General features: G+C 29.2%; 16 protein-coding genes. 2 read left to right on the top strand and 14 right to left on the bottom strand.

The window, feature by feature from the left end; all coding sequences use genetic code 11:
* Positions 1-7: 7 nt before the first annotated feature.
* From BN3265_RS01100 to srtB, 3 genes are all read right to left on the bottom strand, one after another.
* Entirely contained in the window at positions 8-289 is a 282-nt protein-coding gene (locus tag BN3265_RS01100) for a co-chaperone GroES (RefSeq protein ID WP_004816894.1), read from the bottom strand.
* Between the two features lie 83 nt (positions 290-372).
* Positions 373-1,278, bottom strand: a complete 906-nt coding sequence (locus BN3265_RS01095; RefSeq protein WP_058989739.1) for a DNA-3-methyladenine glycosylase family protein — start codon at positions 1,276-1,278, stop codon at positions 373-375.
* Between the two features lie 8 nt (positions 1,279-1,286).
* Positions 1,287-2,054, bottom strand: coding sequence for a class B sortase (gene srtB / locus BN3265_RS01090; RefSeq protein WP_058989738.1), 768 nt, complete (start codon positions 2,052-2,054; stop codon positions 1,287-1,289).
* Positions 2,055-2,135: 81 nt separating this feature from the next.
* Here srtB and BN3265_RS01085 point away from each other — a divergent pair, with 81 nt between their 5' ends.
* Entirely contained in the window at positions 2,136-2,363 is a 228-nt protein-coding gene (locus BN3265_RS01085) for a glutaredoxin family protein (protein ID WP_058989737.1), read from the top strand.
* Positions 2,364-2,465: 102 nt separating this feature from the next.
* Positions 2,466-3,284 (top strand): HAD family hydrolase, encoded by an 819-nt coding sequence (locus BN3265_RS01080; RefSeq protein WP_058989736.1) that lies wholly within the window; start codon positions 2,466-2,468, stop codon positions 3,282-3,284.
* 109 nt (positions 3,285-3,393) lie between these two features.
* Here the strand turns inward: BN3265_RS01080 and BN3265_RS01075 are convergent, their stop codons facing one another.
* The 11 genes from BN3265_RS01075 to BN3265_RS01025 are packed head-to-tail and all read right to left on the bottom strand — an operon-like array spanning position 3,394 to position 12,888.
* Positions 3,394-4,926: an FGGY-family carbohydrate kinase gene (locus BN3265_RS01075; RefSeq protein ID WP_058989735.1), complete on the bottom strand. Its 1,533-nt coding sequence runs from the start codon at positions 4,924-4,926 to the stop codon at positions 3,394-3,396.
* Between the two features lie 3 nt (positions 4,927-4,929).
* Entirely contained in the window at positions 4,930-5,763 is an 834-nt protein-coding gene (locus BN3265_RS01070; protein ID WP_058989734.1) for a BtpA/SgcQ family protein, read from the bottom strand.
* 10 nt (positions 5,764-5,773) lie between these two features.
* A complete protein-coding gene (locus BN3265_RS01065) occupies positions 5,774-6,610 on the bottom strand; it encodes a sugar phosphate isomerase/epimerase family protein (protein WP_058989733.1) in 837 nt (278 codons plus the stop codon).
* A 27-nt stretch (positions 6,611-6,637) separates the two neighbouring features.
* Positions 6,638-7,396, bottom strand: a complete 759-nt coding sequence (locus tag BN3265_RS01060; protein ID WP_058989732.1) for a GntR family transcriptional regulator — start codon at positions 7,394-7,396, stop codon at positions 6,638-6,640.
* Between the two features lies 1 nt (position 7,397).
* On the bottom strand, positions 7,398-8,192 hold the full coding sequence (gene frlD / locus BN3265_RS01055) for a fructoselysine 6-kinase (protein WP_058989731.1): 795 nt from the start codon (positions 8,190-8,192) through the stop codon (positions 7,398-7,400).
* Positions 8,189-8,944: a GntR family transcriptional regulator gene (locus tag BN3265_RS01050; RefSeq protein ID WP_058989730.1), complete on the bottom strand. Its 756-nt coding sequence runs from the start codon at positions 8,942-8,944 to the stop codon at positions 8,189-8,191. Before BN3265_RS01050 ends, frlD (BN3265_RS01055) begins: the two co-directional genes overlap by 4 nt.
* 12 nt (positions 8,945-8,956) lie before the next feature.
* On the bottom strand, positions 8,957-9,379 hold the full coding sequence (locus BN3265_RS01045) for a secondary thiamine-phosphate synthase enzyme YjbQ (protein WP_058989729.1): 423 nt from the start codon (positions 9,377-9,379) through the stop codon (positions 8,957-8,959).
* Positions 9,372-10,226 (bottom strand): amidohydrolase family protein, encoded by an 855-nt coding sequence (locus tag BN3265_RS01040; protein WP_058989728.1) that lies wholly within the window; start codon positions 10,224-10,226, stop codon positions 9,372-9,374. The genes BN3265_RS01045 and BN3265_RS01040 overlap by 8 nt, the downstream gene beginning before the upstream one ends.
* Positions 10,226-11,038 carry a fructoselysine 3-epimerase gene (gene frlC / locus BN3265_RS01035; protein WP_058989727.1) on the bottom strand — a complete coding sequence of 271 codons (813 nt, stop codon included), beginning with the start codon at positions 11,036-11,038 and terminating at the stop codon, positions 10,226-10,228. Before frlC ends, BN3265_RS01040 begins: the two co-directional genes overlap by 1 nt.
* Positions 11,039-11,053: 15 nt before the next feature.
* Positions 11,054-11,878 (bottom strand): fructoselysine 6-kinase, encoded by an 825-nt coding sequence (gene frlD, locus BN3265_RS01030; RefSeq protein ID WP_058989726.1) that lies wholly within the window; start codon positions 11,876-11,878, stop codon positions 11,054-11,056.
* A 14-nt stretch (positions 11,879-11,892) separates the two neighbouring features.
* Positions 11,893-12,888 (bottom strand): SIS domain-containing protein, encoded by a 996-nt coding sequence (locus BN3265_RS01025; protein WP_058989725.1) that lies wholly within the window; start codon positions 12,886-12,888, stop codon positions 11,893-11,895.
* Between the last annotated feature and the right edge of the window lie 53 nt (positions 12,889-12,941).

Genomic DNA, 12,941 nt, shown 5'->3' with positions numbered 1-12,941 from the left:
TTTTCTCCTATTCTACTACTGCTAATACGTCTTTGTATGCTAAAACTACGTAATTTTCACCGTCAATTTTTACATCAGTTCCTGCATATTGGGAATAAATAACCTTGTCTCCTTCTTTTAAGGAATCTTTTTTATCTTGGTCATTTAAAATATCATTGCTTATTGCAACAACTTCTGCATATTGTGGTTTTTCTTGAGCAGATTCTGGTAAAACTATGCCAGATTGGGTTTTCTTTTCTGCTTCTAATTTTTTTATAACTACTCTTTCACCGATTGGTTTTAAGTTCATTTTATTTCCTCCTTTTAGCACTCATTAACTTTGACTGCTAACATCTAATATAAATATACGAGTAATTAAAAATAATGCAAGTTTTATTTACCAATGGCGTTTTCTCTGCCATAATAGAATAAATATTGTTGGACGTAGCCTGCATTTTCTCCAAAATATTTGTCAGCGTAGGCTGCAATTTGTTTTTTTGGAACTTCTTCTTTTATAAATAAAAATTCCATTACTCTTTTTATCCAAACATCAACCGGGAAGGTTTCTCTTTTGTGAAAGGCAAAAAGCAAAATGCAATCAGCAACTTTTGGCCCTACTCCTGGAAGCTCTTGGAGTTTTTTTCTCAAATCTTCTGTTGGCATTTTAATATCTTTTTCAAAATCAAAAAATCCATCATTGATTATCTTTGCAGTTTGAACTATTCTTTTATCACGAAAACCAACTCTTGCTTTTTCTCTTAAATCTTCTGGCCTTGCCTTGGATAAATTTTCTGGACTTGGGAAAGAATAATATTTTCTTCCTTTATATTCTCCAATATAATCTCCATACATTTCAGAAATTATTCTTACAGCTTTTTTAATTCTTGGGATTTGGTTGTTGGCTGAAATTATAAATGAGATTAGGGTTTCAAAAAATTCTTGATTTAAAATCCTAATTCCTGCCCCATATTCTGTTGCCTCTTTTAAGGTTTGATCTACAGAAATTTTTTCTTTTATAGCTTCATAATTTACTCCAAGGTCAAAATAATCGTAGAAAATATCATAAAATTCTTCTTCACTTACATTGTCTATAATTATTTTTTCCCCTTCTTTTTTGAGATTTATAATTTTTCCCAAAAAAACTGCAGTAAATGATCCATCTTCTTCCTCAAAAAAATTGAAACATTGGCCGCAGGTAAAAATATCTTTTGGGTCAAAAGATTCATGGTAAAAAATCAATTGACCCTTTTCATTTGTTAAATTTAATTTATTTTTATTTTCTTCTATATATCTATTCATTTTTATCCTTATCTAATTCTTAGGGCATGGACTGCAAGTCTTTCATCATCATAATCATATTGACATGTTGATAATGTAATAATGGTATCATCATCCTTAAATTCGCGATTTTCAAGACTTACATCACTCTTATCTCTAAGCTTTTTAAAATATTCTAATTTTTGACCCATATCCTCAAAATCCAAGGTCCTATAATCATATTCAGATGGGGTTGTGAAAACTGAGAAAATTTCATATTCCCTAAGCCCCTCATTTGTTGTTATATAAATTTTTCTGTTTTTTGTAGCAAAATCTTGGTCCCTAAATTTTTTTAAAGCTGAAAACATAGTTTCCATTCCTTGAACATAATGACCATAAATTACAGAATTCGCATCATTAAATTTGCTATCATTCATATAATCCATAAAAATAGACCCAGCTATATCATATTTTAAATCCAAAGATTGTCTCAAATAATAATTATTGTCTTTTGCTTGTAAAATTGGATAAGCAATATTTGTTTCAGGAATTTCAATAAAGCCGATTACATCTTGGTTTTCCTTTTGAAATTTTTTCAAAATCTCCATAAATTTCTTTTCCTTATCAGCAAAAGTTTCTATCTTAATTTTTTTACCACTTTTATCATTTGCCTTAACTTCTTTCATAACAGATGCAATATGTTGGTTATTTTTATAGTTTTTGTAATAATCATATCCTCTTCTGCCAAGAATGCCCAGGCACACTGCTATAACAATCACAAGAATAACTCTTATGAGCTTTAAAAATTTATCTTTCATTTTTTCACCTTTAAAACTTCCTTTCTATTAGTATAATAATATAAATTGTAAAATTTATGAAATTTATTTTAAGGAGTATATATGTCAGATTATAAATTATTTGTAGGAACAGCTTGCCCTCACTGTAGAAAAGTTGAAAATTTCCTAGAAGAAAACAATATCGAATTAGAAATTGTAAATATAAACGAAAATAGAGATGCCATGATGGAATTAATCCAAAATGGTGGCAAAAGACAAGTACCATGCCTCTTCCACGATGGAGAATATTTGTACGAGTCAAATGATATAATCGAATTTTTAAAAAAATAAATAAATTTTTAAGCGTGTGTTTTTAATGCACGTTTTTTTATATATACATATTTTATATATATATAAGAAAATACTTGGGTATAAAATAAAAAAGGAGAATTTATGATAAAACTAATAGCAACAGATTGCGATGAAACATTATTGTCGACAGACAAGACCATTCATCCAAGAAATCTTAAAGCCATAAAAAAAGCCCAGGAAATGGGAATAATAGTTTCCATAGCAACAGGCCGCGGCCCCTACCAACTTTTTGATATTCTTGATCAAATAGATAACGTAAAGAAAGATAGGTTTTCTATACTTTGTAACGGTGGAATAATAATGGACAATGTAACAAAAAAAGTTGTAGAAGCATCCCCAATTGATTACAAAAAAGCAGTGGAAGTTTCAGATTATTGCAATGAAAAAAATGTACACTTTGAAATCTATACCGATAAACACTGCTATGTATTTCCAAACGGAAACGAAGTAAAAGGGAATTATGATAAAAATATCTACAAGTTTGTAAAAAAAGCAAAAGATATAAAAAATCTTGATAAGGAAATAATAATAAAAGTTATAATAAAAAATTCCGACCTAAACTATCTAATGAGTCTTGAAGAAGACGTAGCAAGAATTTGCAATTGGGATGTTTCAATTTCCTATTCATCAGATACCTTCATGGAAATAAACAGAAAAAATGTAAATAAGGCCAAGGCCCTAGAAAAGTTGTGCGAGCACTATGGATTTGGCATGGAAAACGTCCTAACAGTTGGCGACAATTACAACGACAAAGAAATGCTAGAAGAAGCAGGCTATTCCGCCGCTGTTCAAAACGCCCACCTTTTACTAAAAGACGTATCAAAATACACAACCAAAGCCACAAACGACCAAGGTGCAGTCGGTGAGGCTATAGAAAAATTTGTTTTTAATGAAATTTAAAAATATAAAAAATTTTGATATTTATCAGTTCTAACATTTTAAAAATTTATTAAAAATGAGCTGTTGTAAAATAATAAAAAATTATATTTTACAGCAGCTCTTAATTTAACTATTTATTAATTTCATCCAACTCATGCATTAAGTTTTTGTTTATATTGTATAAACAGTTATACACTTCATAAAATTTCAAATATTTTTCAGTATTTTCTTTCACAGGCTTATAAGTCTCTCCAATCTTTATTAGCTTACTAGCCTCTTCAAAACCTTCTATATTTCCCGTTCCAATCATAGCCATCAAAGCATCACCATAGCTCGCTCCAATGGTAATAGCTGGAGTTTTTATTTCCAATCCTAAAATATCTGACAACATTTGTATCCATAGAGGATTTTTTGTTCCCCCACCAGTAACCATTATATTTTTAATTGGAACTTCTAATTCTTCAAAAATATCAAAATGTTGTTTAATTGAGTAACAAACAGCTTCATACGCTGATCTTGCAATATTTCCTCTATCATGAGCAAGATCCAAACCAATTACAAGACCTTTCGCCTTTGAATCATTTATTGGAGTTCTTTCTCCTGCAAAATATGGTAAGGTCACAATCCCCCCACTTCCAATTGGAATATCTTTAATATCATTAATTATGGCTTGATATGCATTTTCTCCACCATTTTTTTCTTCTTCAACTTTATCTTTATAATAAACATCTCTGATCCATTTTGTTAAGGCACCAGATGTATTTGTACCAGCAGAAATGTCAAAAGTATTAGGAATAATAAATGCTTCTCTCCATAGTCTGTCATCATTATATAATTTTTCTGTACATAAAATCATATAAACAGTTGATCCCATTTGAATTAACATATCTCCTGGAGTCATAACTCCACTACTAATGGCTTCTGCGCCCGAATCATCTCCACCAGCTATAACTGGTGTACCAACCGCAAGACCTGTATCTTTTGATGCTTTCTCAGTAACATAGCCACTTATATCAGTTGTCCACATTACATCTGCTAATTGGTCTGGTTTACAAATACCCTCACAATAGAATTCATTAGGACTTCCATCATTATTATAAAGCGGATTAAAACTAGCTAAGCCTAAGAATCTATCCACAGTGTAGTTTCCTGTTAGTTTGTAAGCAAGATAACTAGATGCTGTTAAAAATTTATATGTTTTTTCAAATACCTCAGGCTCATTTCTTTTAATCCATAAAATTTTGGGAGCTATATCGCTAGAGCCTAATGGTCTTCCAAATAATTCTATAACTTTCTCTTCTCCCCATTTTTCAGTTAATATCTTGCATTCTTCCATTGCTCTTGCATCTATACCATAAAGAATAGCTTTTCTTAGAGGTTTTCCATCTTTATCTACCGGAAGACAATCAGAACTTAAAGCTGAACAACCTACTCCTTTTATTTCTTTAGGATTAATTCCAGTTTCTTTCAATAATTTGTTTGAAATTATACAAAGATCTTTGTACCAAATTTCATCGGCATCATGTTCAAAATAATTAGGTTTTGGATTTTCTACCCCATGACTTGTAAATGTTGAGGCTATAACATCTCCGTTTTTATCAATAATTACACCCTTGCTCTCATTTGTTCCAATATCAACACCCAAAAAATATTTTTCAGCCATTTTTTACTCCAAATCTTTTCTTATTTTATAAACAACATCCATCAATTTCTTAACCCTATTAGAATCAATTCTTACATTTTTACCATTTTCATCTTGTAACTTACCATCTTCTTTAAAATATGTCCCTACTACTGCTGCATCAGCAAATTTTAATTTTTCTTTAATTGTGCTAGGTTTACAACCAGTATTAGCTAAAACTAAAGTTTCTGGAACAGATTCTTTTACTAATTTAAGTAAATTATCATCTACATCCTCACCAGCAGCATTTGCAGAAACACATAATCCATCAGCTCCTGCTTTAAAAACTGTAGATTTTGCAATTTCTGATAAACTTCTAGTATCCAAATTTCTATCGGATTCTGGATTAATAAAGTATAGCATTTTTAATTTATCTAAATGAAGTTCAGTCTTTCTTCTTAATAATTTTGAAAAATCGTTATTATATAATCCGCCATCACCAACATAAACTCCTGAAAAAGTTCCTCTGCAAAAATCTGCATCAACAGCACACGCTAACTCTAAAGTAGCAGCCCCATCAGATATTGCATCAACTCCAAAGGGTATACTTATATCACTTTTTATTTCTCCAATTATTCTAGCCATAGATCCAACGGTTATAAAATCCATTTTTCTTTGATAAGGAAAGCTAAATTCATTTGAAATTAATACACCATCCACTCCACCTTCAATCAAAGCTAATAAATCTTTTCTTGCTAATTTTACCAATTCATCTAAATTATTTTCATATTTATATCTAGGATCTCCTGGAAGAGCACCTAAGTGTAACATTCCAATAATAGGTTTTTCTACTTTAAATAATTCTTTTGCCCAATTCATTCTACCACCTCTATTTCATATAATTATTGTCTTTTAACCAACTTATTGATTCTCTAAGAGATTTCTCTGGGTCATTCCAATATATAGAATCATTAATTTCTAAAGATATATATTTATCAAAATTTATTGATTCTAAGTATTCTAAATACTTATCTATTTGGAAATTCCCATCACCTAAAATTTCATGATTAGAATCAGCAAGGTGAATATGAGCTATATCATCTCCAAAAGTATTAAAATAATCCTCAATTTTTTCATTAGCTACTTCCATAGCTACAAGATCTAAGCAAATTTTTAGGTTATCATATCCAACATCATTTTTCATTCTTATGCAATCTTGTAAATTAATGACCAAATTGCTTTCATAAGGTTGAAGTTGTTCAAGTACAATATTTATCCCAAGATCCTTTGCATATTCGCAAATTTTTTTAAAACTATCTACACAATTTTTCCAAGAATCTTCAACAGGTATATCTCTTAAACCACACCCAGAATTTATAAAAACTTGATTACACCCTAAATCCAATGCATCATCACATGCTTTTTTCATATATTCAACAGTCCTATTTCTAATTTCTTCATTAGGATGAGAATAAGAATATGGATACGCAAGAGTTTCTGGAGTAAACATCACAATTTTCATATTATTTTCTTTTAATTTGTTTTTTATTTTCTCTAATTGATTATTATATAAATCAGTATTTTTATCTAAATAAATATCGTAATGAGGAAGTGCCGCCCATAGTTCTATATTATCAATTTTCAATCTACCAAAACTTTTTATCAAATAATCTAGCGAATATTGAATATAAGATACAGTCATTGCTGAAAATTTTAATTTTGTCATAAAATTCCTTTCTAAATTAAATCAAATTTATATTCTATGATCTTTCGCTATGAAATTTTTATCAAATTCTGATCTAAACCTACTAATCTCTCCATTAACATATGATAAAGAGAATTCAATAGGCTTGTTATCGTTTCCATAAGTTACACATTTTAACAAAAACACAGGAGTTTGTTCATTAATATTAAGAAGTCTAGCCTCATTTTTATCTAATTTTGTAACTTCCAAAACTTGCTCAGCATAGCTTACTTCAATACCATAATAATCATATATATCATACATTGAAAAATCATTGGTATTAATTTGCATCAAATTAGGCAAGATTTCAGTTGGTACATATATTTCTTCTAAAACAGTAGGAATTTTATCTACACTACTGATTCGTTTTATATAATGAATTTCATCTTCTTCATTTATTTTAAAAATATCAGCAAAAAATGGTCCAGCTTTTCTAATAAAAGAATTAACCAAACTGTTTTTTGGATTCTTATCTAATTCTTTTATTGACCTAGTAAATCCAGTTAGTCTATCAAGATTTCTATTTACAGGATCTCCCAATACGAAGACTCCCTTGCCTTGAATTGATTGCAAGATAGCTTCACGTTGTAAATCTAATAATGCAGACCTAATTGTAACCCTGCTTACTCCATATATTTCAGCTAATTCGTATTCTGAAGGAATTGCCTCACCTGGCAAAAATTCTTTATTATTTATTTTTTCTAGGATAAGATCTCTAACTTGTTTGTAAGCAGGTTGGTAATATTGTATCTTTTTATCATTTATCATTTTACCAGGCGCCTTCGTAGGATATTGTTTTTGAACTTCTATTTGCACCAGTTTCCATAGCTTCTTCTATAGATTTACCATCTACTATAGAAAATAAAAAACCTGCAATATAACTATCCCCTGCTCCTAAGGTATCTATTACCTTACAAGGAATAATTCCATGCTCATAAAATTTTTTTCCATCATAAACTACACTGCCTTTTTCTCCTCTAGTGACAATAACCATCTTTGGTCCTTTTTTATAAAGGTCTTTCATAAATTTTTTTAATCCTTCGTAATCTTCTGAAAGTTCATCATCTGAGAAAAAAGCATAGTCAACATATGGTAGAGTTTCATTTGTTAAATCACTTTTTATGTTGGTTGCAAAATCGAATGCTGTTGCAATTTTATTTTCTTTAAAATATTTAAACTCTTTTTCTGTATTTCCCCAATAACCGCTTACAACCAAATCATGTTCTAGAATAAATTTTCTATTTTCTTCTGTTAATTTAAAATTTTTCATTACGCCTTCATCATAATCGCCCAATATTCTTTCATTTCCAGAAATTTTAACTTGAGTTACGGCAGTTTTTCCAGGATTTATTTGTACATTAGAAACGTCGACTCCTTCATTTCTTATTCCATCAATCATAAGTTTTCCAAAATCATCTGTTCCTACCGCACCTACATAGGAGCTTTCACCTCCTAGCTGTTTGATATAAACAGAAACATTAACAGGATTTCCTCCTAATTTTGCCATATCTATTTCTTCATAATAATCTATGCAATTATCTCCAACACAACAAATTTTTTTCATTCACTTTCTCCCTTCTCAACAAATTTCATGTAAGATGTAAAAATAAACATATCAGGGTCTGCTATCGACTTAAATACTTCCATAGGTATTTTTTCATCGCTACTATCATATGTTTTTCCTTCCATATAAATAAAATTGTCACCTTCGGATTTATCAAATATTATGGCCTCATCACTTCTTAATTCTGTCAAAGATATTTCTTGAAATCCCTTATTAGGTATTAAGTTATATTTTAATTCCAAGGCTAAGTAATAAGGTATGTTTGAAAAATCAACTTTCTCAAGACCCTTACATTTTTTTAAATCTGTATAGTTATATTCTAAAAGTGCAGGTTTATCATCTATATATCTTATTCTTACTAGCTCCAAAATAGGATTTTCTTCATCAACTTTAAATATTTTACATAATTTTTTGTCAGGATATATTACATCTTGACTTAAAACTTTCGTTTTTAATTTTCTATCTTGTTCTTTAAGGACTACTTGAAGAGATTTTAAATCTTGTAAATTTCTATTTACTTTCCTTTTTTTTACAAAATATCCCTTTCCCTGAATCGCTTCCAAGTATCCTTCTTCAACAAGTCTTCTTAAAGCTGACCTTAGGGTAGATCTATTAACATTCCACAATTGACATATCTGCCTTTCTGAAATTATTTTATCCCCAACTTCTAAATCACTATTTTTCAAATATGTAAGAAGTCTTTCAAGCAATTCTGCTTTTGTCATATAATTTTTTTTTACTTTTTTATTCAAATCTACCTCTAATTAATTTATAAATATATGATATTTTCTCTGTGATGGTCCATCAAATTCACAAAAATACAATCTTTGTGCATCACCTTTTTTTATTTTTCCATCAACTACTAAAAAATGAGCATGATTCCCGCAAATTAAAGATTTCAAGTGCCCAGTCGGATTTCCTGCAGTTGATCCATAACTCTGTAACATTCTAGCATGATAATATTTTCCATCTTCTGGAGCAAGTTTTTTTAAAAAATCTTCTATATCTTTTTCTAAACACTCTAAACCTTCATTTACAAAAATTCCACAAGTTGTATGAGGAGAGATAACTGTTAGCATACAATTTTTCAATTTTTTTTCTTCTACAATCTCCTCAATTTCTTTTGTTATATCAAAAAATTGATTATATTCTGATGTTTGTATTTTTTTTATTATAATCTCAGACATCACTAACTCCTAGGAAATCTCTTGCATTTTCTCCCATAATTAATTTTAAAGTATTATCGTGTAATCCTAATTGATACATTGCTTTTGCCATTCTAATTTGTTCAAATCTAGGATTTTCACTTGCAAATATTATTTGATGGTTTAAACTTCTATCAACCCAACTTAGTCTTAGTTCGTTATTAAATATATCCTTATAAAATTCTAATGCACTATCAAAATACAAAGCACCTGTATCCATGTAGGCGTTTTTATATTTCATCATCAGCATTGCTGCTTCTTTTACATAAGGCCAAGCAAACCTAGTAAAACAAAATTTTATTTTAGGATATTTTATCAATAAATCTTCGTACAAGGCTGGATTTGCATATTTTGCACTATAGCCTCTATCATAGGATATTCCACACTCAAATATTATATTTTTTTTGTATTTATTAGATAAATCAAAAATTTTTTCAAGTCTATTATCTAAGGGATTTATATTTAATCTAGATAAATTTAATCTTAAAGCTTTTAGCTTTAAGTTATTGTAGGAATTTTCTAATTCAATTATATGATTTTCATCATTTGGATCAACACTTGCTACCCCATAAAATAAATCAGGATAAGTATTTACTAATTTTGATATTTCTTCATTAGTAACTGTAGGATACCCATCTATTGAAGATTCATTTTGAGCATGTAAAACTAATCTATCCAAATTTGCTAAACGCATTTGATTTTTTATGTGGCTGATTGTAGCTATAGAATTTTTATGAATATTTAATACCTCTTGTCTTTTTGAAAAATTTTTTTCATAATCACATATATCTTCATAAAAATGGGCATATACTCTAAAGTCTATGTTCATTATATATATTCCTTTAAATTATTTATTGCCATTTTTGAATAAATACTAGGCTCATTTAAATAATTTGTAACCAATTCTATGGTTATATTTCCATCATATCCATAATCTTTTAACTCAGCCATTAGTTCTTTTAAAGGTAGGACTCCCAAGCCCGGACAAACATGACTTTCTGACACACCATCACTGTCAACTATGTGCATATGTACCATCTTGTCTCCTAACTTATCCAAATAATTCATTATATTTTCACCTTGAATATAAGGAACTATTATATCGTTCATCCCAAACAAATTAGGATCATCAATTTCATTTATTATGTCAGCCATCTCATTGGCAGTATTTGTTACATTTGATTCGAAAGTTGTAAGGGCTTCATAAATTATTTTATGGTCTATTTTTTTCGCATAGGCTAATATTTTTTCAAGACTATCTTTTAATCTTTCTTTAATTTGCTTATCTGTTGCATTATATCCAGAATGTCCAGCTGATATTAGAGTGTATTCAGCTCCAATAGCTTTGGCAAAATCCATAGCTTTATATAATAACTCAATCGAATCTTGCCTCATTTTTTCATTTTCCCACATTATGTTGTAAGGATAAGCATTAATTTCTGGAGTATAAACCTTTACTGGCATATCATATTTTTTTATTAATCTATTAATCCTATCAACACAAATATCAAAATCTAATGGGTAAGCATGTGGTCTTGCTCCCCAAAGTTCTATATAATCATAAGAAAATTTTTTCGCGTCAATAAAAGCTTTCTCTAAATCAAATCTTTGATATCCTGATGTAAACAAACCAAATTTCATATTATTCTCCTTTTACTAAATAATTTTAAAAACTTCTTCATTCAAAATTGGTCCAAATTGTCTTACAATTTTACTTGCTAATTTTGAGCCTTCGTCTAGACATTCTTTCATATCTTTATCTAAAAGATATGATGATAAAAATCCAGCTATAAATGAATCTCCTGCTCCTACAGTATTATTTAAATCTTCTACCTTATAAGCTTTTTGTTCATAAAATTCTTTTCCATCATATGCCAAAGAACCCTTTTCGCCAAAAGTAGTAACACCTATTTTCAGTCCTTTTGAAATGCGATCTTTTAAAAATTTTTTTGCCTCATTTAATGAATCTGACCAAGAGAAAAATCCAATATCTACTATTCCATCAAGTCTATCAACTTTTGGATCATTCACCCTATCTGCATAATCAAAAGAAATAATTTTTTTATCATTAATTTTTTTTATTTCAATCAGAATTTCTTCTGCTTTACCCCAAAATGCACTAAAAATTAAATCGTAATTTAGTGCATATTTTATATCACTTTCGGAAAACTTCATATTTTCAAGGACTCCCTCAAAATAATCTCCATGTATTCTCTCTCCATCTTCCAAAGTCATAATAGTGTAAGCAGTTTTCCCATCAATTACTTTAATTCTTTCACAATTGACACCATATTTTTTATACATTTTTAGCATTTCATCGCCATAAGTATCTTTAGCTATATTTGTAATTATTCCTACTTGACTGCCTAATATAGCCATATTTATTCCAGTATCAACTACATTCCCTGTAAGATATCCGCAGCCTAAATTTTTGTAAATATCTATACAATTATCTCCAATCATTAAAGCTTTCTTTTTCATGACTTATTCCTTTATTAATAATCCAAAGCCCTATAATATCTTCTAATATCCATTGGATGGCAATTAAGTTTTTCAATATAAACATCTATTCTAGAGCAAATTTGTCTCATAACTAAGTGTGAAATATATTGTCTATACTCTTCTTTAATACCAGTAAGTTTGTAATCTTTAGTATCAATGATTGTATAATTTGCACAAACTTTAGGAATAAATTTTGCAACTCTTTCACTTAAAGGCCTTTGGCTATCTTCTCCCACAAATACTGTTATATTAGTATCCCTATCAACTATTTCAAACATACCATGGAAAAACTCTTCTGATCTAATTGATTTTGTTCTAATCCAATGTTGTTCTTCCCAATAACACATAGCATAAGAATAAGTTGCACCGTATTGGTTTCCTGCTCCAACAAAATAATGTAGATAATCATCATGATGTTTTTGAGCAAATTCTTTTCCAAATTCATCCGCTTCAAATGTTGCTTCGATTAGTGCATTAGAAAGATTTTTGTCAAAATTATCATACATGTCTTCATATTGATCAAATTCACCCTTATTAAACATAAACCTATCAGCTACCATGAAAAATTTTAACTGTTCATTAAGTGGATAAGAAATTGACCAATCAACCATCTCGGACAGTGGAGATTCTTTTTTATCAATAAAGCCTAACACTCTTGCCCCATGTTTTTTTGCTATTTTTAATGCTTCAATCATTTCTGAAGTTGTTCCTGAAACTGAAGATATAACAATTATAGTTCCTTCACAAATTTTTTTATTTCCAGTAACAATATACTCAGCAGCATTTTCAACAAAAAAATCAATTTCAGATTTTTCTTTCATATGGACTTCAACCTGTAAAGCTGACGCCCAAGTTCCACCTATACCCAACCAACAAATATCCTTGTAACCTTCATCGCAAATTTTATCAACAATTTCATTAATTTGCTCTCTTAACTTCAAAGCTCCATTTAAATTGTCTGAAAATTTTTTTTCATCAAAGTTGTACATGCGTTTCTCCTTTTTAATTTTCTATGACTAATCTAAAAATTTGATTTATTTTC

Origin of the sequence: Anaerococcus rubeinfantis (assembly GCF_001487145.1) — a bacterium.
Taxonomy (GTDB): Bacteria; Bacillota; Clostridia; order Tissierellales; family Peptoniphilaceae; genus Anaerococcus; species Anaerococcus rubeinfantis.
This window is presented reverse-complemented; position numbering and strand designations above follow the sequence as displayed.

Coding starts and splice junctions, on each gene's coding strand:
- BN3265_RS01100 (WP_004816894.1), bottom strand. CDS start 289: ATGAACTTAAAACCAATCGGTGAAAGAGTAGTTATAAAAAAATTAGAA.
- BN3265_RS01095 (WP_058989739.1), bottom strand. CDS start 1,278: ATGAATAGATATATAGAAGAAAATAAAAATAAATTAAATTTAACAAAT.
- srtB (WP_058989738.1), bottom strand. CDS start 2,054: ATGAAAGATAAATTTTTAAAGCTCATAAGAGTTATTCTTGTGATTGTT.
- BN3265_RS01085 (WP_058989737.1), top strand. CDS start 2,136: ATGTCAGATTATAAATTATTTGTAGGAACAGCTTGCCCTCACTGTAGA.
- BN3265_RS01080 (WP_058989736.1), top strand. CDS start 2,466: ATGATAAAACTAATAGCAACAGATTGCGATGAAACATTATTGTCGACA.
- BN3265_RS01075 (WP_058989735.1), bottom strand. CDS start 4,926: ATGGCTGAAAAATATTTTTTGGGTGTTGATATTGGAACAAATGAGAGC.
- BN3265_RS01070 (WP_058989734.1), bottom strand. CDS start 5,763: ATGAATTGGGCAAAAGAATTATTTAAAGTAGAAAAACCTATTATTGGA.
- BN3265_RS01065 (WP_058989733.1), bottom strand. CDS start 6,610: ATGACAAAATTAAAATTTTCAGCAATGACTGTATCTTATATTCAATAT.
- BN3265_RS01060 (WP_058989732.1), bottom strand. CDS start 7,396: ATGATAAATGATAAAAAGATACAATATTACCAACCTGCTTACAAACAA.
- frlD (WP_058989731.1), bottom strand. CDS start 8,192: ATGAAAAAAATTTGTTGTGTTGGAGATAATTGCATAGATTATTATGAA.
- BN3265_RS01045 (WP_058989729.1), bottom strand. CDS start 9,379: ATGTCTGAGATTATAATAAAAAAAATACAAACATCAGAATATAATCAA.
- BN3265_RS01040 (WP_058989728.1), bottom strand. CDS start 10,226: ATGAACATAGACTTTAGAGTATATGCCCATTTTTATGAAGATATATGT.
- frlC (WP_058989727.1), bottom strand. CDS start 11,038: ATGAAATTTGGTTTGTTTACATCAGGATATCAAAGATTTGATTTAGAG.
- frlD (WP_058989726.1), bottom strand. CDS start 11,878: ATGAAAAAGAAAGCTTTAATGATTGGAGATAATTGTATAGATATTTAC.
- BN3265_RS01025 (WP_058989725.1), bottom strand. CDS start 12,888: ATGTACAACTTTGATGAAAAAAAATTTTCAGACAATTTAAATGGAGCT.